The 24,973-nt window shown below is 44.5% G+C and carries 15 protein-coding genes and 6 pseudogenes; 8 read left to right on the top strand and 13 right to left on the bottom strand.

What is annotated here, in order from left to right:
- The first annotated feature begins 18 nt into the window (after positions 1-18).
- From tcuA to AABJ99_RS23890, 5 genes and pseudogenes are all read left to right on the top strand, one after another.
- On the top strand, positions 19-1,422 hold the full coding sequence (gene tcuA / locus AABJ99_RS23910; RefSeq protein ID WP_016230922.1) for an FAD-dependent tricarballylate dehydrogenase TcuA: 1,404 nt from the start codon (positions 19-21) through the stop codon (positions 1,420-1,422).
- Entirely contained in the window at positions 1,409-2,548 is a 1,140-nt protein-coding gene (gene tcuB, locus AABJ99_RS23905; RefSeq protein WP_097731802.1) for a tricarballylate utilization 4Fe-4S protein TcuB, read from the top strand. The genes tcuA and tcuB overlap by 14 nt, the downstream gene beginning before the upstream one ends.
- 54 nt (positions 2,549-2,602) lie before the next feature.
- A complete protein-coding gene (gene tcuC, locus AABJ99_RS23900; RefSeq protein WP_016230924.1) occupies positions 2,603-3,898 on the top strand; it encodes a tricarballylate/proton symporter TcuC in 1,296 nt (431 codons plus the stop codon).
- Positions 3,899-4,211: 313 nt separating this feature from the next.
- Positions 4,212-4,425, top strand: a pseudogene (locus tag AABJ99_RS23895) (Tn3 family transposase); the annotation flags it as partial.
- A gap of 78 nt (positions 4,426-4,503) precedes the next feature.
- A complete protein-coding gene (locus AABJ99_RS23890) occupies positions 4,504-5,508 on the top strand; it encodes an IS110-like element IS4321 family transposase (protein ID WP_000427623.1) in 1,005 nt (334 codons plus the stop codon).
- Between the two features lie 444 nt (positions 5,509-5,952).
- Here the strand turns inward: AABJ99_RS23890 and AABJ99_RS23885 are convergent, their stop codons facing one another.
- Complete coding sequence (locus AABJ99_RS23885) at positions 5,953-6,564, bottom strand: PhoPQ-activated protein PqaA family protein (protein WP_235775715.1); 612 nt, start codon at positions 6,562-6,564, stop codon at positions 5,953-5,955.
- A gap of 189 nt (positions 6,565-6,753) precedes the next feature.
- Here AABJ99_RS23885 and AABJ99_RS23880 point away from each other — a divergent pair.
- A pseudogene (locus AABJ99_RS23880) lies at positions 6,754-7,914 on the top strand (IS3 family transposase).
- Between the two features lie 577 nt (positions 7,915-8,491).
- Here AABJ99_RS23880 and AABJ99_RS23875 read toward each other — a convergent pair.
- The 11 genes and pseudogenes from AABJ99_RS23875 to AABJ99_RS23825 all read right to left on the bottom strand — a co-directional run bounded on the left by AABJ99_RS23875 (position 8,492) and on the right by AABJ99_RS23825 (position 22,589).
- Positions 8,492-9,553: an EAL domain-containing protein gene (locus tag AABJ99_RS23875; RefSeq protein ID WP_097731874.1), complete on the bottom strand. Its 1,062-nt coding sequence runs from the start codon at positions 9,551-9,553 to the stop codon at positions 8,492-8,494.
- Between the two features lie 114 nt (positions 9,554-9,667).
- Entirely contained in the window at positions 9,668-10,084 is a 417-nt protein-coding gene (locus AABJ99_RS23870; protein WP_089606813.1) for a hypothetical protein, read from the bottom strand.
- 163 nt (positions 10,085-10,247) lie between these two features.
- Entirely contained in the window at positions 10,248-10,643 is a 396-nt protein-coding gene (locus AABJ99_RS23865) for a bactofilin family protein (protein ID WP_227464013.1), read from the bottom strand.
- Between the two features lie 174 nt (positions 10,644-10,817).
- Positions 10,818-11,231: a hypothetical protein gene (locus AABJ99_RS23860; RefSeq protein WP_097731872.1), complete on the bottom strand. Its 414-nt coding sequence runs from the start codon at positions 11,229-11,231 to the stop codon at positions 10,818-10,820.
- A gap of 602 nt (positions 11,232-11,833) precedes the next feature.
- A complete protein-coding gene (locus AABJ99_RS23855) occupies positions 11,834-12,022 on the bottom strand; it encodes a hypothetical protein (protein WP_089606809.1) in 189 nt (62 codons plus the stop codon).
- A gap of 856 nt (positions 12,023-12,878) precedes the next feature.
- Positions 12,879-13,130, bottom strand: a pseudogene (locus tag AABJ99_RS23850) (transposase); the annotation flags it as partial.
- Positions 13,131-13,304: 174 nt separating this feature from the next.
- Positions 13,305-13,997, bottom strand: coding sequence for a hypothetical protein (locus tag AABJ99_RS23845; protein WP_094323964.1), 693 nt, complete (start codon positions 13,995-13,997; stop codon positions 13,305-13,307).
- A gap of 443 nt (positions 13,998-14,440) precedes the next feature.
- Positions 14,441-14,710, bottom strand: a complete 270-nt coding sequence (locus tag AABJ99_RS23840; protein WP_237984600.1) for a hypothetical protein — start codon at positions 14,708-14,710, stop codon at positions 14,441-14,443.
- A gap of 50 nt (positions 14,711-14,760) precedes the next feature.
- Positions 14,761-19,863: an autotransporter outer membrane beta-barrel domain-containing protein gene (locus tag AABJ99_RS23835; protein ID WP_338387581.1), complete on the bottom strand. Its 5,103-nt coding sequence runs from the start codon at positions 19,861-19,863 to the stop codon at positions 14,761-14,763.
- Between the two features lie 351 nt (positions 19,864-20,214).
- Positions 20,215-21,304 (bottom strand): annotated as a pseudogene (locus tag AABJ99_RS23830) (IS3 family transposase).
- Between the two features lie 198 nt (positions 21,305-21,502).
- Positions 21,503-22,589, bottom strand: a pseudogene (locus tag AABJ99_RS23825) (IS3 family transposase).
- Positions 22,590-22,721: 132 nt separating this feature from the next.
- Between AABJ99_RS23825 and AABJ99_RS23820 the strand changes: the two are divergent.
- Positions 22,722-22,856 (top strand): annotated as a pseudogene (locus AABJ99_RS23820) (serine/threonine protein kinase); the annotation flags it as partial.
- Positions 22,857-22,976: 120 nt separating this feature from the next.
- Positions 22,977-23,717: a tyrosine-type recombinase/integrase gene (locus AABJ99_RS23815; protein WP_001066941.1), complete on the top strand. Its 741-nt coding sequence runs from the start codon at positions 22,977-22,979 to the stop codon at positions 23,715-23,717.
- A gap of 278 nt (positions 23,718-23,995) precedes the next feature.
- Here the strand turns inward: AABJ99_RS23815 and AABJ99_RS23810 are convergent, their stop codons facing one another.
- Entirely contained in the window at positions 23,996-24,973 is a 978-nt protein-coding gene (locus AABJ99_RS23810) for a RepB family plasmid replication initiator protein (protein WP_000361612.1), read from the bottom strand.

The raw sequence follows: 24,973 nt of genomic DNA, 5'->3' as shown, positions 1-24,973 counted from the left end.
ATGGTAATGGAGTAGACGATGGTTGATGTACTGGTGATTGGCGGTGGTAATGCCGCGTTATGTGCCGCCTTAACCGCCCGTGAGGCAGGAGCTTCCGTGCTGTTGTTAGAGGCTGCGCCCCGGGAATGGCGCGGCGGGAATTCCCAACACACGCGCAATTTACGCTGTATGCACGATGCGCCACAGGATGTGCTGGTCGAGAGTTATCCCGAAGAGGAGTTCTGGCAGGATCTCTGGCGTGTCACCGAAGGCAATACCAATGAAGCGTTGGCGCGACTGGTGATCCGGACCTCTTCCCAGTGTCGCGACTGGATGCGTCATCACGGCGTTAATTTTCAGCCTCCGCTCTCTGGCGCGCTGCACGTGGCGCGTACCAATGCCTTCTTCATGGGCGGCGGTAAAGCCCTCGTGAACGCCTATTACCGCAGCGCAGAAAAGCTGGGGGTACAGATTCGCTACAACACTCCGGTACAGGCACTTGAATTGCACAACGGCGAATTCATCGCAGCCCTGGCAGGCCACGAGCGCATTGAGGCGAAAGCCTGCGTACTCGCCGCCGGTGGATTTGAATCCAACCGCGAATGGCTGCGCGACGCCTGGGGAGAGAACGCTCGTGGCGAATGGCCAGCCGATAACTTCCTCATTCGCGGCACCCGCTTTAATCAGGGCGTCTTGCTCAAGTTTATGATCGATGCCGGTGCTGACATTATCGGCGATCCGTCTCAGTCCCACTGTGTGGCGATTGATGCCCGGGCTCCGTTGTACGACGGCGGCATTTGTACCCGCGTGGATTGCGTCTCACTTGGTGTGGTAGTCAACCGGGACGCGGAGCGCTTTTACGATGAAGGGGAAGATTTCTGGCCGAAACGCTATGCCATCTGGGGGCGTCTGGTTGCCCAACAGCCGGGGCAGATTGGCTACTCCATTATCGACAGTAAAGCGATCGGTCACTTTATGCCGCCGGTTTTCCCCGGCGCACAGGCCAATACGCTGAGTGAACTGGCCCGCCAGTTGGGGCTGGATCCCGAACGCTTTACCCATACCGTGGAGCACTACAATCAGGCCTGTCAGCCGGGTCAGTTTGATCACACGAAGCTGGATAACTGCGCGACGCAGGGCCTGACGCCACCGAAAACGCACTGGGCGCGGCCTATTAATACGCCCCCTTACTACGGTTATGCCCTGCGACCGGGGATCACCTTTACCTACCTGGGACTGAAAGTGAATGAACACGCTGCGGTTCACTTCGCAGGCACCCCCAGCCGTAACCTGTTCGTTGCCGGTGAGATGATGGCTGGCAACGTACTGGGCAAGGGCTATACCGCCGGTGTCGGCATGTCCATCGGCACCACGTTTGGTCGCATCGCAGGTAAAGAAGCGGCGCAGGCAGCACGTAAGGAGGCGCATCATGAAGCAGCTTGAAAAACTGATCATCGAGGCCAAAATTCTCACCGAGCCAGAAGCTGAAGTCGAGCGGGTGATGCAGGTGTGTAATGCCTGTCGCTATTGCGAAGGGTTTTGCGCCGTGTTCCCGGCGATGACTCAGCGACTGGAATTTGGCAAAGCCGACATTAACTATCTGGCAAACCTGTGCCATAACTGCGGCGCCTGCCTGCACGCCTGCCAGTATGCTCCACCCCATGAGTTTGCGATCAACGTGCCGAAAGCAATGGCGGAAGTGCGTCTAGAAACGTATCAACACTACGCGCAACCGGCGGCCTTCGGGGCGCTGTATCGCCAGGCTGGCGTCACCGTGACGCTGGCACTGGTCTTTAGTCTGATCCTCTTTTTACTCCTCGCGATGGGGATGAAGGGATCGCTACTCCATCCGCCGCTGGCCGGTGATTTCTACCAAATCTTCCCGCACAACCTGCTGGCATGGATGTTTGGATCGGTTTTCATGCTGGCGATCGGTTTACTAATGGCAGGGGTGATCCGCTTCTGGCGCGAGATCTCTCCCGTCGGGCCGCGTCCGGCGGAAATTGCCGAAGCGTCGCACAACGCGCTGACGCTGAAATACCTCGACGGCGGTCATGGCAAAGGCTGCAACGAGGCGGACGATGCTTTCACATTGATGCGTCGTCGTTTCCACCATTTCACCTTCTACGGCTTTATGCTCTGTTTCGCCGCGACCGTGGTGGCGACAGGTTACCACTACTTCGCCGGTTGGGAAGCCCCCTACCCGTTCTTCAGCGTGCCGGTCATGCTTGGCACGCTCGGAGGAATCGGTTTAATTGTCGGCCCGGCAGGCCTGCTGTGGTTAAACCTTAAGCGCTCGCCACTGCATGGCGACGCGCGACAGAAACCGATGGATCGCGGTTTTATTTTACTGCTGCTCCTGACCAGCCTGACCGGTATAGGTTTGCTGGCGGGAAGAGACACCTCATGGATGGGGATCCTGCTTGCCATCCATCTTGGCGTGGTCATGGCGCTTTTTTTGACCATTCCATACGGAAAATTTGCCCACGGATTTTACCGCTGCGCGTCTTTACTCAAATGGGCGATTGAGAAGCGACGTGGAAAACAGGCGGGGGGCGTAGGCGACTAACCCGCAAACTCTTACCTCTATACATAATTCTGATAAGACAGTGGAGCAACTTCAATGACTCAACAACCATCGCGTGCTGGCACGTTCGGCGCAATACTGCGTGTGACCAGCGGTAATTTTCTCGAACAGTTCGATTTTTTCCTGTTTGGTTTTTACGCCACTTATATCGCAAAGACGTTTTTTCCTGCCGAAAGTGAGTTTGCCGCATTAATGCTTACTTTTGCCGTTTTTGGCTCCGGATTTTTAATGCGCCCTATCGGGGCCGTGGTGTTAGGCGCATATATCGACAGGATCGGCCGACGGAAAGGGCTGATGGTCACCCTAGCGATTATGGGCTGCGGCACGCTGCTCATCGCCCTCGTGCCGGGTTATCAGACTATCGGCCTGCTGGCTCCCGTGCTGGTCCTGGTGGGGCGTCTGCTACAGGGATTTTCTGCTGGCGTCGAACTGGGCGGCGTCTCTGTTTATCTTTCTGAGATCGCTACACCAGGCAATAAAGGCTTTTACACCAGTTGGCAATCGGCCAGCCAGCAGGTGGCGATTGTCGTCGCCGCGCTGATCGGCTACGGTCTGAATGTCACGCTGGGACACGATGAAATCTCCGAATGGGGTTGGCGAATCCCGTTCTTCATTGGCTGCATGATTATTCCGCTGATTTTTGTTCTTCGACGTTCGCTACAGGAAACTGAAGCCTTTTTACAACGTAAACACCGTCCGGACACCCGGGAAATTTTTACCACCATTGCTAAAAACTGGCGCATCATCACCGCGGGTACCCTGCTGGTAGCGATGACGACCACGACCTTTTATTTTATTACTGTCTATACCCCCACTTACGGGAGAACGGTGTTGAACCTGAGCGCACGTGACAGCCTGGTAGTCACCATGCTGGTAGGGATTTCTAACTTCATCTGGCTGCCGATTGGCGGCGCTATCTCTGATCGGATCGGGCGACGCCCGGTGCTGATGGGCATCACCTTGCTCGCCCTCGTCACCACCTGGCCGGTGATGAACTGGCTTACCGCTGCCCCTGACTTCACCCGCATGACGCTGGTGCTGCTCTGGTTCTCGTTCTTTTTTGGCATGTATAACGGTGCGATGGTGGCGGCCCTGACCGAAGTGATGCCGGTTTATGTCCGAACCGTGGGTTTTTCGCTGGCCTTTAGTCTTGCGACAGCGATTTTCGGCGGCCTGACGCCTGCTATCTCCACCGCATTGGTCCAGTTGACCGGCGATAAGAGTTCTCCGGGGTGGTGGCTCATGTGCGCGGCGCTGTGCGGACTCGCCGCAACGGCAATGCTGTTTGTTCGTCTCAGCTGTGGCTATCAGACAGCAGAGAATAAGCTCTGAAACGCAAACAGGCAGGTAAGCTGCTCGTCAGAACCGTATTGAGCTTTACTGAGTTGTCAGATCAATTTTCCAGGGCAACAGATAGCGTACCCGGTTAGATCTGAATTAAGGGCCGCGTTTGCGGCCCCTTGTTTTTATGCCCGAAGTCCCCGTGGTAAAAAACGCCCCCCGCGCCTGTGTGGCACAAATAGCTCAAGAGAATAACATGCTCTTCAACTGATGCCATCAATACCGGAAAGGGGATTCGTGTCAATTGCCTCAACTGTATCACTGATACGATTGCCACGTACTCCGTTTTCAACGGAGTGAAAAATTATGGAACACGGTATACATAGAAAGAGCCATTGAGTCCCTGAAACGAAAAAAGCTCCCGATTAATGACCAACTGCACTCACCTTTCGCCGTTGGGCTGGGAGCATATCAATCTTAATGGGGATGATGTCTGGCGTAATAATCTTAAGCTGGGTACAGGGAAGTACCGGCCATTACGCAGTGTCGATATCGAATCGTACAAACAACAGCCTTAGCGTGGGATATTTAATGAGATGGTCACTCCCTCCTTCCCGGTACTATGCTGAGGACAGGCTTTCATTCGGAGAACTATCATGGAAAACATTGCGCTCATTGGTATCGATCTGGGTAAAAACTCTTTCCATATTCATTGCCAGGATCGTCGCGGGAAGGCTGTTTACCGTAAAAAATTTACCCGGCCAAAGTTGATCGAATTTTTGGCGACATGCCCCGCTACAACCATCGCAATGGAAGCCTGTGGCGGTTCTCACTTTATGGCACGCAAGTTGGAAGAGTTGGGGCATTCCCCAAAGCTGATATCACCACAATTTGTCCGCCCGTTCGTTAAAAGCAATAAAAACGACTTTGTCGACGCCGAAGCTATTTGTGAAGCTGCATCGCGTCCGTCTATGCGTTTTGTGCAGCCCAGAACGGAATCTCAGCAGGCAATGCGGGCTCTGCATCGTGTCCGTGAATCCCTGGTTCAGGATAAGGTAAAAACAACCAATCAAATGCATGCTTTTCTGCTGGAATTTGGCATTAGCGTTCCCCGAGGAGCTGCCGTTATTAGCCGACTGAGTACCATTCTTGAGGACAATAGTTTGCCTCTTTACCTCAGCCAGTTATTGCTGAAATTACAACAGCATTATCACTATCTTGTTGAGCAGATTAAAGATTTGGAATCCCAGTTGAAACGAAAGTTGGACGAAGATGAGGTTGGACAGCGCTTGCTGAGCATTCCCTGCGTCGGAACACTGACAGCGAGTACTATTTCAACTGAGATTGGCGACGGGAAGCAGTACGCCAGCAGCCGTGACTTTGCGGCGGCAACAGGGCTTGTACCTCGGCAGTACAGCACGGGAGGTAGGACGACATTGCTGGGAATTAGTAAGCGAGGTAATAAAAAGATCCGAACTTTGTTGGTTCAATGTGCCAGGGTATTCATACAAAAACTGGAACACCAGTCTGGAAAATTGGCCGATTGGGTCAGGGATTTACTGTGCCGGAAAAGCAACTTTGTCGTCACTTGTGCTCTGGCAAACAAGCTGGCCAGAATAGCCTGGGCCCTAACGGCACGACAGCAAACTTATGTAGCATAACGGCAGAAATACACCGGTTTAAAGAATTACTGATCTGGTTTTGCGAATACTGATATTGATGATACTAACGGCCCACCGGCCTGTTGAGGAACCTGTAAAACGGAAAGGCTCATTGAAGCCGTATATTTTCTGGAGGTTCATCAGGCGCGGAACTCATCAAGGCGCGGGAATAAAATCCCATTCAGACGCCGGATAGATTCAAGCAAGCCAACTTGTCGTCAAAATCGGTGTTGCAAAAACGGGAGTGACCATAGATTCCGTTTTCCAAGTGGACCCCTTTCAGGATATTTATCATCAGGAGTAATATACACTTGGGTTGTGGCCACATAGCCGTCACTAAAGGTGGCCTCAATGTAAGTGGCCTGCCATCCGTCGCTGGGAGACGTCAGCGGAATGCTGAGTGTATGATTGTCGCCGGTCAGGCTGACGGGAACTGAGTTGTATTTAATATCGCAGGCATAACGAAAATCCCTTGCGGCCGGGTTTATGGCTGTCCACTGTAAAACGGTTGCCGGCTTCTCTAAGAAGATTACCGCCAGCTCTTTGCTTATAATAAAAATGACTGTTGTCAAGCACATAGAAATCATCTCCGCTGGCATTAATAATATATTTATCAATTTTCAGGTGCTCCCCCATATCGGTATTCAGATAAGTCAGAGGATCTTCAAGCGTCATCAGACTTGCAAATTCATCCGTACCAATCTGCTGGTCAATGCCCTGTTTATAATAGGGATAAAAAGCTACCGGCCAGTTTTTTCCATATGACTGATATATGTGTTCAAGAGACTTTTTAGTATCCAGCAGGTCCATAACGAAAGGAACAACAGCATCGACGTCCGGATCAGACAGCGCAGTCAGCCACGCGGCCCAGCCACGTTTGGAGGCACCGGCGACAATAAATTTAGTTATTTTCTGCTGTGCCAGTTCTTTCTTCGCCAGCCTGAACGCCTGCGATACCGACGCTGCCATAGGGACATGAAGGGACGCGTTCTGGTATTTCTGAGTATCACCAATAAACAGTTTCCAGGAATATGCCACACTGTCATCTTCAGCCAGTGGTGTTGTTACTCCCTGATAACTCAGTACCTGATTAGGGACATTACTGACTAGATCACCACAGTTTGTGTGGCAACCGCAATACGTGTAAGTTTTTCCTCACTGAAGTTTGTTGGAGCCACAGTGATCTTACCCAGCAATAGTGGACACGCGGCTAAGTGAGTAAACTCTCAGTCAGAGGTGACTCACATGACAAAAACAGTATCAACCAGTAAAAAACCCCGTAAACAGCATTCGCCTGAATTTCGCAGTGAAGCCCTGAAGCTTGCTGAACGCATCGGTGTTACTGCCGCAGCCCGTGAACTCAGCCTGTATGAATCACAGCTCTACAACTGGCGCAGTAAACAGCAAAATCAGCAGACGTCTTCTGAACGTGAACTGGAGATGTCTACCGAGATTGCACGTCTCAAACGCCAGCTGGCAGAACGGGATGAAGAGCTGGCTATCCTCCAAAAGGCCGCGACATACTTCGCGAAGCGCCTGAAATGAAGTATGTCTTTATTGAAAAACATCAGGCTGAGTTCAGCATCAAAGCAATGTGCCGCGTTCTCCGGGTGGCCCGCAGCGGCTGGTATACGTGGTGTCAGCGGCGGACAAGGATAAGCACGCGTCAGCAGTTCCGCCAACACTGCGACAGCGTTGTCCTCGCGGCTTTTACCCGGTCAAAACAGCGTTACGGTGCCCCACGCCTGACGGATGAACTGCGTGCTCAGGGTTACCCCTTTAACGTAAAAACCGTGGCGGCAAGCCTGCGCCGTCAGGGACTGAGGGCAAAGGCCTCCCGGAAGTTCAGCCCGGTCAGCTACCGCGCACACAACCTGCCTGTGTCAGAAAATCTGTTGGAGCAGGATTTTTACGCCAGTGGCCCTGACCAGAAGTGGGCGGGAACATCACTTACTTACGTACAGATGAAGGCTGGCTGTATCTGGCAGTGTCATTGACCTGTGGTCACGTGCCGTTATTGGCTGGTCAATGTCGCCACGCATGACGGTGCAACTGGTCTGCGATGCCCTGCAGATGGCGCAGTGGCGGCGTAAGAGGCCCCGGAACGTTATCGTTCACACGGACCGTGGAGGCCAGTACTGTTCAGCAGATTATCAGGCGCAACTGAAGCGGCATAATCTGCGTGGAAGTATGAGCGCAAAAGGTTGCTGCTACGATAATGCCTGCGTGGAAAGCTTCTTTCATTCGCTGAAAGTGGAATGTATCCATGGAGAACACTTTATCAGCCGGGAAATAATGCGGGCAACGGTGTTTAATTATATCGAATGTGATTACAATCGGTGGCGGCGGCACAGTTGGTGTGGCGGCCTCAGTCCGGAACAATTTGAAAACCAGAACCTCGCTTAGGCCTGTGTCCATATTACGTGGGTAGGATCAATTGACAACCATCATGGTCTTTAGCCTATTACTGCATATTACCTTCCGGCCTTATCCCGCAAACGAGTCATAGCCTGCCGTAAGGAGCCAAATTCTCTGACAAGTGCGCTAATGCGTGCTCCAGCGTTAAAACGTTCCAATACCAACAATTGCTATTCTTCATTGAGTGACGAAGGGCTACCGAAGCGTTTTCCAGATTCCTGGAAAACGAGCGGTTCTGGATACTTTCAGGCTACCAGTGCCAGCTGTTGATCCATATCCGGCTCGATACGAACCATACGGCTCACCATTAATTTTAGGAATTTACACATTACATTTAACATTAATAACATATATAAATGGTAAATTCCATAAATATGGGATGACTTGAAGTAAGCCTTATTTTTCCCCTCCTTTGTATTCAAAGGAGGATTTTTTTATTCATCTCCCACACGATCTAAATGAGTTATAACCCATTCTGTTATTAATATATTAAATATTTTACTGATAAACATTAATGTTGTTGGATTCATCAGAACCACCCTTATATAGTGGGTGGTTCTGATTGTTAGACTTGATTTAATGAAGTTAACAGCTTACGTACAAATGCATCCTCTGGTAGCGGTGATGATAATGCTATACCTTTTAAATATTTAATGCCTCTTTCAATCATGTATCCAGCCTGCTTCTTTGTTTCTATGCCATCAGCAATAACATCAATGTTAAGTTGTTTTGATAAGTCGATAATAGTAGTTGCTATTATATCAGTTAGACTATTACACCCTATATCATGAAACATTGTCCTATTTAAACTTACATAGGAGAAAGGTATATTTTGCAAGTGTGAGAGTTCTGCATACCCCATACCGAAATCATTAAGCGATAAATATACATTATTATTTCTAATACGTCTTAAAGAAGACTGAAACCTTCTTATGATGTAAAGTTCCTCTTTAGTTGAAAACTGTAAAACAAGCTTTATCCGTTCCTGCCCGAAAATTTTAATAAAATTTAAACACTCCCTTTCGATATCACAGGTAAGAATATCTTCAGGATTGATATTTATGATAATAAAAAAACCATGAGGAAGATGCTGTTGAATTGGTGAAAATAGTTTGTTGATATGTCTAAACAAATAAGATATTTTATTATCATTTGGCTTATAATTAATCTGCTCAGACTCTACTGCAGAAGCAGTACTATCTGTATTTTTTAGTGCAATAGTAACATCGCACCCAGAAATATTCCCGTATTCTGCATTATAGATTGGTTGATAATATATATTGTAACGCAACATAAACTCCCCTTCAGATAAAGCCTCAGGTAAAAAAGAATTATTCAATTTATTACAGGTTATATTTTTAGCTTGTATGCTAACTTTAAACATGAAAAAAACATCTCTCCATAAAGTTAGATCGCTTTTCACTCCAAGTTTTTTATATAATTTTATTTTTTGGCACGAAACTGTCTTGATGCTTCTATTTCTTTTTTGGGAAATCTCATTCACTGAATATCCTTGAAGTAATTGATATAATAGAGACACCTCTATTTCAGATAGTAAATAAGGAATTTCAATGCTTACGATGGAATCATGACAAATTAGGTTTATATTTATTTTTGTAATATTCATAGAACATCTCATGAAATATATCTACGGTAATCATCCTTGATAAGATGAACAAGTGAAATACATTCCTATCAATAACTGCATTACAATTACATATGTATTATATTTATCACATCACTATTGTTGGAATTTATTCTTGAGATACTGAAAACTTTCAAACTTGACTCTTGAGCAGAGAACGTCCTTTTTAACATTTAACCCCCTTACAAATAATTCAATTGAATCTTTATTCATAAACTGTCTGTTTTTATCAAGGAAACGATATCCCTCCGCAATTTTATGATAGTCATCTATATAATCGCTATATTTTTTGGGATCTTCCTCACTTAAAAAAACCAATGCCTCAATACACCCACTACTTATATTTCTTGTTAGTTCCGTTTGCTCTCGTTCATATTTTTTAATACTGTCAGAACCATAAATTATTGCGAACATGTCTTCAGGTAGTTCTTCTTTCTTTGAGTTATTACTTGTACACCCTGTTATGTATATACTTAAAATAATAAAGGTTAAATACCGAAATGCCATCATCATATTTTTCACCAATTGTTATTGCGTTAAATATAGTTAACTATATATATAAGAATAAATGTTTGTTTCTCTATAGTAATTATTCGCCTCAATTAAATTTGACATTACAAAATAAAACGCAATAGCCATAACAATAAATATAATGACATTCCCAAGTTTCATATTCTTAATTTTCTCTTGTTTTCACCAATTCAGATACATTGTTTTGTACCTCATCAGTCACCTTGTTTACAATTCCTGTAATACATCCCCCGTTGCGAATTTCCAGTGATCGATAGCTCACATCTCCTTGTAGAAAACCATTTTCATACACATCTAATATGGAGCAACAACATTCACCATGCAGCTCTCCATTTAAAATCAATTTTTCACATACAACACTTCCATTAACTACCCCACCTTTGTCAATAAAGACCACACCATTGTCAGTATTTATATTGCCATTAACTTTACCGTGAATTATTATTTTTTCACCGGAACTAATGTCGCCAACAAAAAATGTACTTTCTGAAATAATGGTTGTGGTCGATGTATTTTCCTTTATTTTTCCTCTAGAAAACATATTCTCTCCAATAAAATATAAAGTGTATAAAATAATTATCAAAAATATAAGAATAATGTATAAGAGTGACGAATAATATCCAGCCCCCCATAACACAATCAATAAAAACCAACAAAGTGATGCGATCCAAAATAACATAAATTGATAATGAGGGCCGTAAGCCCTCATTCCTGTTTATAAGTCCATAACTTTTTTCATTTTTCCATAAATACCTACAAATGATGCATTATCGACTCGTACACATACCATATCCAGTTTAGAATCAAGGACACTTGCCATCAATTCCTTAGAATCTTTATTCATTAGATCAAAATTTCTTTTATAGAAATAGTATGCATCATTTATTTCATCAAATTGGTTTCTATATGCACTAAATTTATCCTCGTTTAATTTTTGCAGTAGAGAAAAGCTTCTTGAGCATTGTGATTGTACCTGTATTTTATCTTGTGAACGAGGTATTATTTTTAGTTGAGTATTAACATATGTAGCGTTTGCATCCCTGGAAGCAAACCGATTGGATGAACACCCTGACAACATTAATACAACGCAGGAAAAAACAGACAGGAATAAGACGCGCCCATTAAACATAATATCTCCTTTGATTTGTCAAAAGAATGTGATACTCTTCAGCAAACGATGCTATAATATTATCTTTAATATATTTATATAAAGAATCACTATATGGAAGAATAAAATAAGTTGCCAGCCCTCCAAGATAATTGACTAATGTTCTCGCATTAATATTAAGGAAACTTACTATTTCAGAAAAAGAGAAACCTTTTTTTATACAAGCAATAATTACTTGCTTTTTTCCTGTAAAAACAGAAATGTGGTAGAGGCCACATAGATATAAAAAACATATAAGTACATTACTATTGCAATAACGAAGTTTCTTTAAATATTTACTCCAGTTTCGTATGCTATCGTTTGTATCCAGAAAAAATATGTTCCTTGGTTTTTCTTTACTATGTATAAACCTATCAGAACAAATAAATATTATGTTTGCTTTTCTCCTTTCCTTGAACAACTGTATTAAACGGTAGGCAACATCCTCTATTCTCAAAAATCTTAGATCATAGATCTTAATGCTATTGCAGTGACATCTGTCATCAAAATACTTTTCTCGTAGTAGTTGTTCTATTGCGATCTTTGTGTATGTGCAATCAGTATTTATATAATACATTTTGTAATTATTTTGTTTGGTTGTCTTGATGCTCCGAAATTTTAATGAGATAACTTGATATGTTATCTATTAAGATATTTATACGTCTGCAACCATCGATTTCTACAATACTTACCCTGCTATCCTCTCCTGTCCTTTTTAAAATAACAGATTTTATCTCTTCTATCATCAGGTCTATTTTTTCATTATCTGTCATATCATCTTCTTAAAAGAAGCCCTCTTTTGGAGGGCAGGCACAATGTCAGAGTTTATTTTGTTTATTTATAATATAGTTTTTCCCCTTACTCATAAGCATTATTATAGAGGATGATGGAATAACGGATTTCATCTTGCTATTTTGAATTAAATTTTGAAAAAATATAATATATGTAATCCCTTATGCTATATTGAAAATGAAAGGATATGGACTTTATCATGCAATATTCTCATTATATTGATGCTAAGAAAAATCTCCAATTGACATTTTTTTGTATTTTAAACATGAATATTCTTAAAGAAAATGTGATATTTTCAATAAAGCATAAATTGTTAAATAGATGATTAACACTTTGAAAACTATAGATTTTGCTAATGTTTTTGTTTGTGATTATTCCTATGGTTACAGTCTTTTGTTTTGTAAATATATATAAAACAAATAGTTAATAATGGCTGAAGGTTAATTGAACAGATACATAATGTAAAGAAAGAGGAAATGTAGAACATCAAACGAATTTAATTTAACATAAGATAGATTATGCGCCCAATGATTAAATAGAATAAATTCTATTAGAATTACATGGAAAAGGGAGTCTCTCTACAGCTCATCACAGCAATCTCTTCTTTCAATGGATGAGAGCATGACAGCATACGGAAGGACGTTTTCTCAATAAACGATGTTACTCGACTCAGTTTCTTTCAGGTTGGTATCGACCACTGTTTTACTATTCATCTCGCAGCCAAGCAACTGGAGATTGTTAACAGACATTGCCACCGTTTCCTTAAACGTTACTGAGAACACGGATCGCTTTCTGTGGCTAATCCCACTTAGGTAACTGACAAGCTCTGTTTGTTAGTGTACCGTCACGATCGCGCGGTGTACGCAGTTCCTGAGGAACATTGCCCGTGATAACGGGCCTTGTGGAATAAGCGCTATGGGAGTTATTTCCCGGTTTGGACTGATTTTTCTCGCAACCGGGATGGGTGTGTACTCTCTGCATTGAGAGCGGCTTCAACGATGAGCTTTTTCTGCAGCTGATAAAATTGACTGATGTCTCCAGGTTTTATACCAGTTCGTTAGCCATCACCTTTAACTGTTTTTCGGCCATAAATTAGTCTTCATTTGATACTGGACTGAATATATCAAAATCAGACAATTACACAAATCTATGTATAGGCTCTATGGCTAACCTTCGTAGCATAAAAAACCAACAATAATCACTCCAAGTAGATCTTGTTCTATATAATCTTAACATATTCTGCGAGTGATTTAGAGTTATGAATCATGTAAAATTTCTTTTTATCTTTATAGTCATATCTATGATCAACTTTAGATTCTGTAAGTATAGATATTTTTGTTTAAAAAACATATTCATCAATGATGTGTAAAGTATAAAAAACATGACAACAACAATAACTTTATCACCTACCCCTCCAACAAAAATACCTTCTATGTTACCTCCATTAGCAAGGTTAATAGCATAATACGACAGGAATAAAATTGAAATGATTGCAGTTTTTCCTCCTCCCCATAAAAAACATTTCGATTTTATTTTTGGTATTCTTGCCTGTATACAGTATGACACATATGTCAACTCTTCTAATGAATAAGGCAACAGTGCCTCAATGTGTTGCTCATCACTATCAATGTCATATATTAATTCGTTGATTACCTCCCCTTTAAAATTGTATATATACTTTATTGTATTAATTACAGGAACTGATAAATATGCAACTCCCACAATGACATTAATAAAATAGAGAGACAATACGCTAATAAAACTTAAGTTGTTTTTTGTATCAAATGGTCCATATGTTAAAGCAATTATGGAAAGCAGAAAAAAAGAAATAATAGATATGCAAAATGATAATTTTTGCAACTTACTTAACCGCTCGGAAATTCTGTTTACTTTCATGTGCGGGGTATAGGAACTCATTTCATTTATTGTTCTCATAATATGATTGACTCTATACATCACCCCTCCTGATAAAATTTATTAACCTTTAAAAGAATATTTTTATGTGAACATCCTGCCTTCAATATTAGCTTAGGGACACAAACCAGTTGTAATCATTCATCTCATACTGCAAGTCTGATTGCTGATATTACCCCATATAAAAAAGATATTAAGAACAACATAATCATCACTCCTCCTGAAAATATAAACACGCTCAAAATAAAAAGACCAGAACATGATACTTTGCTATCATAAAACCACATAATGATGATTATAGACCAAAGTATAACCCCTATCCAAAAAATATAATCAATCATATATACAACCGGATAGAATTAAGTTTTCATCAACAACCATACAACACATAGATTTACTCAATTTGAATATAGTAGATACGTACACAGAACAGAAAAATATCACAAGATTACATTTTGATATACCCTTGGGTTTTGATGTGTATTTTATTTTTCAAACTCATCAACCATACTCTTAATTATTTCTTTATCATTTGCGTTTAGATCGTCTGTGCTGAAATCTATTAACTCCAACTCATCCTTATTGAAGGATAACTCTCGAACTGTATATAAATAATTACGATCTGATGCATCTCTTTTTTTATTTTCCTTTTTGCAAAAGAAATAACGTCCAGATTGTTGATGAAGATAGTATATAAATTCTCCATGAGATCTTACCATCATTACCTCAGGTAAACCAATGACAGAATATGACAACCGTCCTTAAAATAGTTTACTGGACGATTGCCACCCCTCACCAGTGACTATTAAAAATAATAATTGCCCCCGAGAATAAAACTCAAGTTGCGATCATTATTTATTGAGTATGAGGATGATAATAAAAGACGTGCATCCTTCAAAAACTCAAACTCAACACCGCTCTTAAGAATGAAACTATCCGATATTTTATATTCAACCATATCTGAATCAAAGTTAGTTCGACTATAGTTACCTGTTTTAAATGAATACCCCCCACCAAACCATGCATCAACTACTGATTGTTTTATATAATCTTTAAACATTGCCTCATCATTTGATGTCGATTCATGAGTTTTCCGATAAGAGAAAAAGACTCCTGGCTCAATATGAGTTAAAGTGTTAGGATAAGTTATCTTCCCTCCTTGAAGATCTTCAACTACACCTCCGGATAACTCAGTATGTGACAGATACAATTTTGGCTCAACGTAGAAATTGCTTGGTTGTATTCCACCTATATTTTTTAGATAACCAACTTCACCTGTCAGTCGAAAACCGTTTACACCATAATCAGCCTTGAAATTATTTGTTGAACTGACACTGTTACTATAATCCATGTATTGTATAGACGAATAGGTCCACAGCCCCTGACGCTCTGAATCATTTAGTCCATCACTGATATTTTGTTGAAATACATGATAAAGACCGAGAGTATAACCGTCTACATTACCGTTAGCTTTTTTATTATTTGTTGACGTTGTTTTGTTCGCAGCACTCCCTATCCCACCCATTACTCCAATCTGGGAATAGTTATATCCATCAGTCCAATTGTATATATCTCCTCCAATCATCATAGTATTTAAACTATAACTGGTCTTGAGATTATCATACACCTCACTATTACTACCTGAATTGTTGTTAAATTGAATCCACATTCCATTATTATACAAGTTTTCAAACAACGTAGGATAACGATGTTGTCCGGGGATGTCATACCGTTGTAGAGCAAACATATCTAACATACTTTTACTATTGTTTATAAACGCACCTGGCTCAGGACGCATATCCACACTCAGATACCAGTTCTTCCTTTTCTTGTTCAGCGCATACTCCCAGGCCCCCACATCAATGTAGTCACCTGTCACCTTATACTCTTTACCATTCTTAATAAGTGAGTTAAGGTAAAAACTACCTGATGAGTCCCCGTTAACCTCAACAAGAAGAATGTCACCACCTTTCTTTATTTTATTTTTACTGTTTGTCGTGACAACTATACCTGAACTCCCGGATGTATCACCATTAACATGCATCACATCCGACTCTTTATGCCCGAAAATCCCGAACTGTACACCGGAACCATCATGTGCAACATAATCTTTATCCAGAAACACATCTGATGAAGCACTTCCGTCAGAAAGATAAATCATCCCTTTATTATCTATCCCTGTCATATGCTGCGAGTATCCGTTAAAGTGAACCTGCGCTTCTCTGCTGACATTCAGTATACCATCAACGGCATCATTTCCCCTTGCATCCAGTCGGGTTCCGTCATAAACATTTATCTGCCCTTTCCAGTCATTTGTTCCTGACAGAGAAACTGTCCCTCTATTTACATTTATGACAGTGTCTGCACATGAACCGGAATCCATACAAATGAAATTAGTTGAGAGTGTATAGCCATTAACACCATCAAAATTCACCTCTGCATAACCATCGCCTGCCCCCATGGAGACAGGGTTGAACTGCCTGGAGTTTGCGTTACTGATATTCACAATAGCTCTGCTGCCAGATTCAGTGGCAAGAGAAATATTATTGGCATTTGACACAGCATTATCCTGCAGGTTTAACTCCGCAGAGCTGTTCTTACCTTTTGCAAGCGTCAGGGAACCATCGCCGTAGAGGTAACCATTATTAACTGTAACAACTGAATGACTGCTCTCTCCTTCGCCAATCGCCGAATTCTGTGAGCCCCCGAAATCAAATACAGAACCTCCCGTTACAGTGATTGTATTCTGAGAAGAAGCACCATTACCAATGTTGATACGCTCCCCTTTAAATACAGAACCATCAGAAAGACTCAACTCTGCAACGGCATTCTGACCATCACCAATAACCACACCGCCTGAAGACACCAGACGACTGTTATTAAAATCCAGTGTTGCTTTTGCGCCTTTACCTGCACCAAGAACTGCACCACCCACCGTGATATCAGTGTTATTATACTTAAGAGATGCTGTGGCGTTATTTCCCTGAGCAGCAAAATAACTTCCTTGTGCAGAAATAAGCGTGTTGTTACTTTCCATTGTGGCTGATGAGCCTGTTCCCTGCCCAATAGTCATATCGCCATTACTGGTGAAAGAACTCTGCTCCAGTTTCACATCGGCAGTGGCATTATTACCACTGGCTATCACTGCACTGCCCGTAGTCAACTCCGAGCTCGTGTAATCCAGTGTTGCACGTGCACCATCGCCTTTTGCAACCACAAACTCTTTCTGCGCTGTAAGTGTTACATCTGTTCCATGCAGTATTGACTCTGAAGCCTTACCTTCACCTATTGACAGGCTCCCTGCTGATAATGCAGAGCCTCCACTCATGTCCACATTGGCTTTAGTCTCTTCGCCTTTTGCAACAGACATGGCACCCTGGGCATTCACCTGTGACTTGCCGCTCAGGGTAAGTGCCGTTGTTGTCTTTGTTCCCTGTCCGATATCCATAGCACCACTACTGCTGAAAGAACTCTGCTTCAGTTTCAGCTCTGCAGTGGCATTATTACCACTGGCTATCACTGCACTGCCCGTAGTCAACTCCGAGCTCGTGTAATCCAGTGTTGCACGTGCACCATCGCCTTTTGCAACCACAAACTCTTTCTGCGCTGTAAGTGTTACATCTGTTCCATGCAGTATTGACTCTGAAGCCTTACCTTCACCTATTGACAGGCTCCCTGCTGATAATGCAGAGCCTCCACTCATGTCCACATTGGCTTTAGTCTCTTCGCCTTTTGCAACAGACATGGCACCCTGGGCATTCACCTGTGACTTGCCGCTCAGGGTAAGTGCCGTTGTTGTCTTTGTTCCCTGTCCGATATCCATAGCACCACTACTGCTGAAAGAACTCTGCTTCAGTTTCAGCTCTGCAGTGGCATTATTACCACTGGCTATCACTGCACTGCCCGTAGTCAACTCCGAGCTCGTGTAATCCAGTGTTGCACGTGCACCATCGCCTTTTGCAACCACAAACTCTTTCTGCGTTGTGAGTGTTACATCTGTTCCATGCAGTATTGACTCTGAAGCCTTACCTTCACCTATTGACAGGCTCCCTGCTGATAATGCAGAGCCTCCACTCATGTCCACATTGGCTTTAGTCTCTTCGCCTTTTGCAACAGACATGGCACCCTGGGCATTCACCTGTGACTTGCCGCTCAGGGTAAGTGCCGTTGTTGTCTTTGTTCCCTGTCCGATATCCATAGCACCACTACTGCTGAAAGAACTCTGCTTCAGTTTCAGCTCTGCAGTGGCATTATTACCACTGGCTATCACTGCACTGCCCGTAGTCAACTCCGAGCTCGTGTAATCCAGTGTTGCACGTGCACCATCGCCTTTTGCAACCACAAACTCTTTCTGCGTTGTGAGTGTTGCATCATTCCCATACAGTGTTGATTCTGAGGCCTTACCTTCACCTATTGACAGGCTCCCTGCTGATAATGCAGAGCCTCCACTCATGTCCACATTGGCTTTAGTCTCTTCGCCTTTTGCAACAGACATGGCACCCTGGGCATTCACCTGTGACTTGCCGCTCAGGGTAAGTGCCGTTGTTGTCTTTGTTCCCTGTCCGATATCCATAGCACCACTACTGCTGAAAGAACTCTGCTTCAGTTTCAGCTCTGCAGTGGCATTATTACCACTGGCTATCACTGCACTGCCCGTAGTCAACTCCGAGCTCGTGTAATCCAGTGTTGCATGTGCACCATCGCCTTTTGCTACAAGCAATTGTCCTCGACTGGTGACGAGCGCCCCTTCACCGGTCATATTGACTTCAGAGTTGTTTCCTGAACCAATAGATAATGCCCCCTTTGTAGTTAGCGATGAATTATTTATTGTCATCTCTACATGGGTGTTATTTCCCTCTGCGATTTTTATATCCCCGGAGCCACTAATAGTTGCTCCATTAATCAGACTGGCTGATGTCCTTGAGCCATCCCCACCACCGATACTACTGCTTCCGGCTACAGATAGTTCTGAGTTATCTATAGTCACCATTGCCCTTGAACTGGCTCCTGTTGCAATATCGAAATTATTTCCAACATGCATAACGCTTTTATCAGACATAGCAACAGATATATCTGATTTGTTCCCTGTCCCCACACTTACATTACCCATTACATTCATATTGGATGCTGTCTTCATTGTCAGGGATAACTTGCCAGAGGCAGATACACCTCCCAACATATCACCATTGACAGTAACATTGCTTTTGCTATCTATATCTATAGTGGAAGCTTTCGTATTTGGGGCTCCATCAACTCCTGTCGAAACAATTAAATCATGACTTACATCTAACTCGGATGAATCCTTTACTTCGATAATTCCATTTCCTGTTTTACCTAAAACCAGGTCTCCTGCCACTGCCTTATTACTACCGTTGATATTATTATTTGAATTAACAATAGTATTGTTCCATCTAATATTATCATTATTAAATGGACTCTGATCCTGAGAGGAGACAACATAAACTTTACTGTTATTATTTATTAATAACTTACCATTGCTGTCATCATTGGTTGCGTTATTATTTATATCATTATCATTTCCTGAAACCCATAGCTGTTGTGTATACAACTTACTTGAGTCGTTTATATTTAGATCACCTTTTGCCGCATCTCCAATAATCGTTACGCTTGCACCTACTGTTGCTGAATTATTTATATTAGCCTCTGCTTTTAATGATTTGTTAGTGCATTGACTTGAGTTTCCACCACAAGTTGCTATGGAAAAATAATCTTTAATATTTACACTAACAGAATCAAATAAAACACTCGCATCATTTTTTTGCCCTACATTCAGCGAATCATTAATATTATTAGTAATTTTTTCATTCTGCTCATCAACGTTCACTGATGCATGTATAGAATAACTATCTAAAACAATCAATGTAAAAATAATACTTTTTTTTATCATCTTCTTATTGCTATTAAAGATTTTAAATTTGTAATATTCTTACATATGATAATATACAGGTGTATGAAAACACACTGCGAGGAAAAACTTTTAACACTAAAAGTCAATTAATGACTTAATGCTATGTTTTAATTATAAAAAAACATGTTGTTTTTTATGCAAAATCCTAATTTTAGCATGTATTAGTACATCATTTTGGGATATGGTATCCGTAAAGACTGAAAAACAAGTATAGAGATATCGGCAAGTAAACTCTTAAGATAATAAATGACAGCCTCCCCAACATAATTACATTAGTAACAGGACTAATTTGCTCCCCTGCTCCCTTCCCAATATCGATGCTAGGTTAAATCAGAGCTCCGGACCTTTTTGCAGACTTCGGATAAACTCCTCCGGTGTCAGGTTGTTTAATGATGAATGAGGTCGTTGCTGGTTATATTCCTGTCGCCAGCACTCGATCTTCTCTTGAGCATCTTCCAGTGACAGGAACCAGTGCACGTTCAGACATTCATCACGCAGACTGCCGTTAAATGACTCAACCAGGGCGTTATCAGTGGGCTTCCCGGGGCGGGAGAAGTTCATCGTTACCCTGTTTTCATATGCCCAGCGATCCAGCGTTTTCGAGATAAATTCGCTGCCGTTGTTCGTCTGTAGCCGCTGTGGTACACGCTGCTGTGTCTGCCTGATCCGTTCCATCACGGCGACCACATCGTCACCGCGAAGCCCCTGGCCTACCTCAATCGCCACGCATTCACGACTAAAATTATCGACTACAGTCAGGGCCCAGATCCGGCCAGATTATCAGCAACGAAATCCATGCTCCAGCACTGATCCACAGCGGTCACGGTCGGACGGATACGTCTGTGCCTGGCCGTCACGTGCCGCCGCGGGCGTTTTGACCGCAGGTTCAGCCCTTCCAGGCAGTAAATCCGATAGGTTTTCTTATGATTTATTAACCAGCCTTCCCGTCGTAAAAGAATATGAATGTGCTGGCAACCGTAGCGAACTCGTGCTGCTGCAATCTCTCTTATCCTCTAAGTCAGGGCCTTGTCATCGCGGCAGCTACGGTAGTTGTACACCGTGCGACTCTGCATCATCAGACTGCAGCCACGGCGCAGACCAATTCGGTAGGCGTCCAGCAGATAAGTCACAGCTTCCCTTTTCTGGACGGGCCTCAAAACTTTTTTCGAATGACATCCTGGAGCATTTCCTTGTCCAGACTGAAGTCTGCCACCAGACGAAGGAGCCGCTGATTTTCATCCTCCAGTTGCCGCAGACGGCGCAATTCTATCACGCCCATCCCGCCAAACTTTTTCTTCCAGTTGTAAAAAGTGGCTTCAGAAATGCCCATCTTTCTGCACAATTCCTCCCCCCGAGTGCCGGTTTCTGCCTGTTTCAGCGCAAAAGCGATCTGTTCTTCGGTATAGCGGGTCTTTTTCATGATGGAATGGCCTCTTTGTTTGATGAAAGAAAGACCGGATACTTCAGTTTAGACTGGTACTATTTTCAGGGAAGAGATCACCCCTTCTATCTAAAGAGATAAGCTCTGTGAGCTTACCCACGTAATATGGACACAGCTCTAAGCGAGGTTCTGGTTTTCAAATTGTTTCGGAGTGAGACCGCCACACTAACTGTGCCGTCACCAGCGATTGTAATCACATTCGATATAATTAAACACTGTTACCCGCATTATTTCCCGGCTGATAAAGTGTTCTCCGTGGAGACATTCCACTTTCAGCGATTCCACACAGGCATTATCGTAACAGCATCCCTTTGCGCTCATACTGCCACGCAGATTATGCCGCTTCAGCAGCGCCTGATAATCTGCTGAACAGAACTGGCTTCCGCGGTCCGTGTGAACGATAACGTTCCGGGGTCTCTTACGCTGCCACTGCGCCATCTGCAGGGCATCGCAGACCAGTTGCACCGTCATGCGTGGCGACATTGACCAGCCAATAACGGCACGTGACCACAGGTCAATGACACTGCCAGATACAGCCAGCCTTCATCTGTACGTAAGTAAGTGATGTTCCCGCCCACTTCTGGTCAGGGCCACTGGCGTAAAAATCCTGCTCCAACAGATTTTCTGACACAGGTAGGTTGTGTGCACGGTAACTGACCGGGCTGAACTTCCGGGAGGCTTTTGCCCTCACTTCCTGACGGCGCAGGCTTGCCGCCATGGTTTTTACGTTAAAGTGGTAACCCTGAGCGCACAGTTCATCCGTCAGGCGTGGAGCACCGTAACGCTGTTTTGACCGGGTAAAAGCCTCACAGACAACGCTGTCGCAGTGCTGACGGAACTGCTGACGCTTGCTTATCCTTGTACGCCGCCGACACCATGTATACCAGCAGCTGCGGGCCACTTGGAGCACACGGCACATTGCTTTGATGCTGAACTCCGCCTGATGTTTTTCAATAAAGACATACTTCATTTCAGACGCTTCGCGAAGTATGTTGCGGCCTTTTGAGGATGCCAGCTCTTCATCCCATTCTGCCAGCTGGCGTTTGATACGTGCAATCTCGGCGGACATCTCCAGCTCACGTTCAGAAGAAGTCTGCTGATGTTGCTGTTTACTGCGCCAGTTGTAGAGCTGTGATTCATACAGGCTGAGTTCACGGGCTGCGGCAGCAACACCGATGCGTTCAGCAAGTTTCAGGGCTTCACTGCGAAATTCAGGCGAATGCTGTTTACGTACTTTTTTGCTGGTTGATACAGATTTTGTCATGTGAGTCACCTCTGACTGAGAGTTTACTCACTTAGCCGCGTGTCCACTATTGCTGGGTAAGATCAGTGACGTCCCGGGCCAGAATACACGTGGTGCACCTTCTCACCTTCAGTTCCCTTTCTCTGTGTTCTCCGATCCCATTTATCCTGGCATTACCCCAATTCTCCCAAAAACGGTAAACCAGCTCTCAACCCGCACTATGACTGGCTTAAGACGGGATACCTGCGGCAAAATGCACCTTTACGTATTTGGTTTTACCCGCAATAATGCGTGATAATCAAACAAAAGGATCCGCGCGCTGCGATTTATTGTCGTGGAAGGATCCGGGCGTTCAGGTCAGAATACCTGTATCCATAAACAGTGCGTGTGCTACGTGAAAAATAACTCATGAACAATGTCATTCCCCTGCAGAATTCACCAGAACGCGTCTCCCTGTTACCCATTGCGCCGGGGGTGGATTTTGCAACAGCGCTCTCCCTGAGAAGAATGGCCACTTCCACGGGGGCCACACCGGCCTACCTGCTGGCCCCGGAAGTGAGTGCCCTTCTTTTCTATATGCCGGATCAGCGTCACCATATGCTGTTCGCCACCCTCTGGAATACCGGAATGCGTATTGGCGAAGCCCGGATGCTGACGCCGGAATCATTTGATCTGGATGGTGTAAGACCGTTTGTGCGGATCCTGTCCGAAAAAGTGCGTGCGCGACGCGGACGCCCGCCAAAAGATGAAGTGCGCCTGGTTCCGTTGACAGATATAAGCTATGTCAGGCAGATGGAAAGCTGGATGATCACCACCCGGCCCCGTCGTCGTGAACCATTATGGGCCGTGACCGATGAAACCATGCGCAACTGGCTGAAGCAGGCTGTCAGACGGGCCGAAGCTGACGGGGTACACTTTTCGATTCCGGTCACACCACACACCTTCCGGCACAGCTATATCATGCACATGCTCTATCACCGCCAGCCCCGGAAAGTCATCCAGGCACTGGCTGGTCACAGGGATCCACGTTCGATGGAGGTTTATACCAGAGTGTTTGCACTGGATATGGCTGCCACGCTGGCAGTGCCTTTCACAGGTGACGGTCGGGATGCTGCGGAGATCCTGCGTACACTGCCTCCCCTGAAGTAACGGCACTTCCTTATATAAGCAGTGGTCAGCAGAACAGACATAACATAAGCTGGAGCAGGTAGATAAGCTGTAGTGAGTAAACCATGTTTTATGAAGGGAGCAATGCCTCAGCATCAGGTTACGGGGTGACTCACGTAAGGGACAGGCAGATGGCAGCTCAGCCACAGGCAGCACTGCAGGAAACTGAATATAAACTGCAGTGAGCAGACCACTCACTGCACCTGATAATATAAGCTGTAGTCAGTAAAGGAGCACTCTTCACTGACTACAGTTTATGTTCAGCGGGATTTGAAGAGTTTTTCCAGGTCATCCAGCGTGATGCCCAGTTTCTCAAGCAGGGCAAGCTTCTCCGCCATCTCCGGACTGACTTTTTCCGCAGGTGAAGGTGGCAACGGATTTTCCTTACTCTCATCATTCGGTGCTTTTAACCGGGGACGCCGGTAGTGAATGCAGAAGAGTTTTGTCCGCCCCCGCTGGATCTCCGTGTAATCAAGATATCCAATCTCGCGCAGCTGCTCCATTGCCCGTCTGACCGTCTGGTTCTGGGAAAATACAGGAGACTTCAGATTGAGGCGTGCACGCAGCCGCGCCAGCGATATCGGTGCCGGATCCCGGGGCAGGCTCTCTATAAAGGTGTAGAGTGCCTGGGCGGACTCCCGTCGCTTCAGGGCATTAATCGCCTTAAGCTGGAGAAGGACTTTTCTGTCAAACTGGTACAGTTCAAACAGGCGGGGATCAGCCTGTAACTGAACAATATCCCGCTCAGTATCGTAGTAGGCTGACTGTACCAGATGGGTGATGTATTCCCGGGTGTGCTTCTCATCGGTGCGGGAAAAGGAGATCACGGTACCGGCAATGCGTTTCAGGGAAGGGCTGATGCGCTCACGCAGCCTGCGTGATGACTGGCTTGAGGGTATACCACACAGTTTTGCAAACTCGACAAAAGGCAGTTCAACTTTGTCACCAATCACGTTATGGCGGGCAAAGGAATGAATGATCCCCACCCAGGTCTTGAAATCGTTATCCATATCCAGCCGGGGGCCGGTGATCTCAACCTTATCGAATCCTTCTGCACGGGCCAGGGAAAGACGCGTCAGTTCTTCCGTGGCATCGGTGCGTGACAGAGTATTTTTTTTACTGTTCTTCAGTGACTTAAGGGTCGGTACAAAGACGCCCAGACGCATCAGCGCCACAGGTTGTACGGTGTTGTTATTGTTTGGTGTCAGTGTCACCAGCTCACCGGACGACTTATCCAC

The organism is Escherichia coli, assembly GCF_036503815.1.
GTDB classification, from domain to species: Bacteria; Pseudomonadota; Gammaproteobacteria; order Enterobacterales; family Enterobacteriaceae; genus Escherichia; species Escherichia coli_F.
Note: the sequence above shows the minus strand (reverse complement) of the source record. Positions and strands in the feature narration are given on the sequence as shown.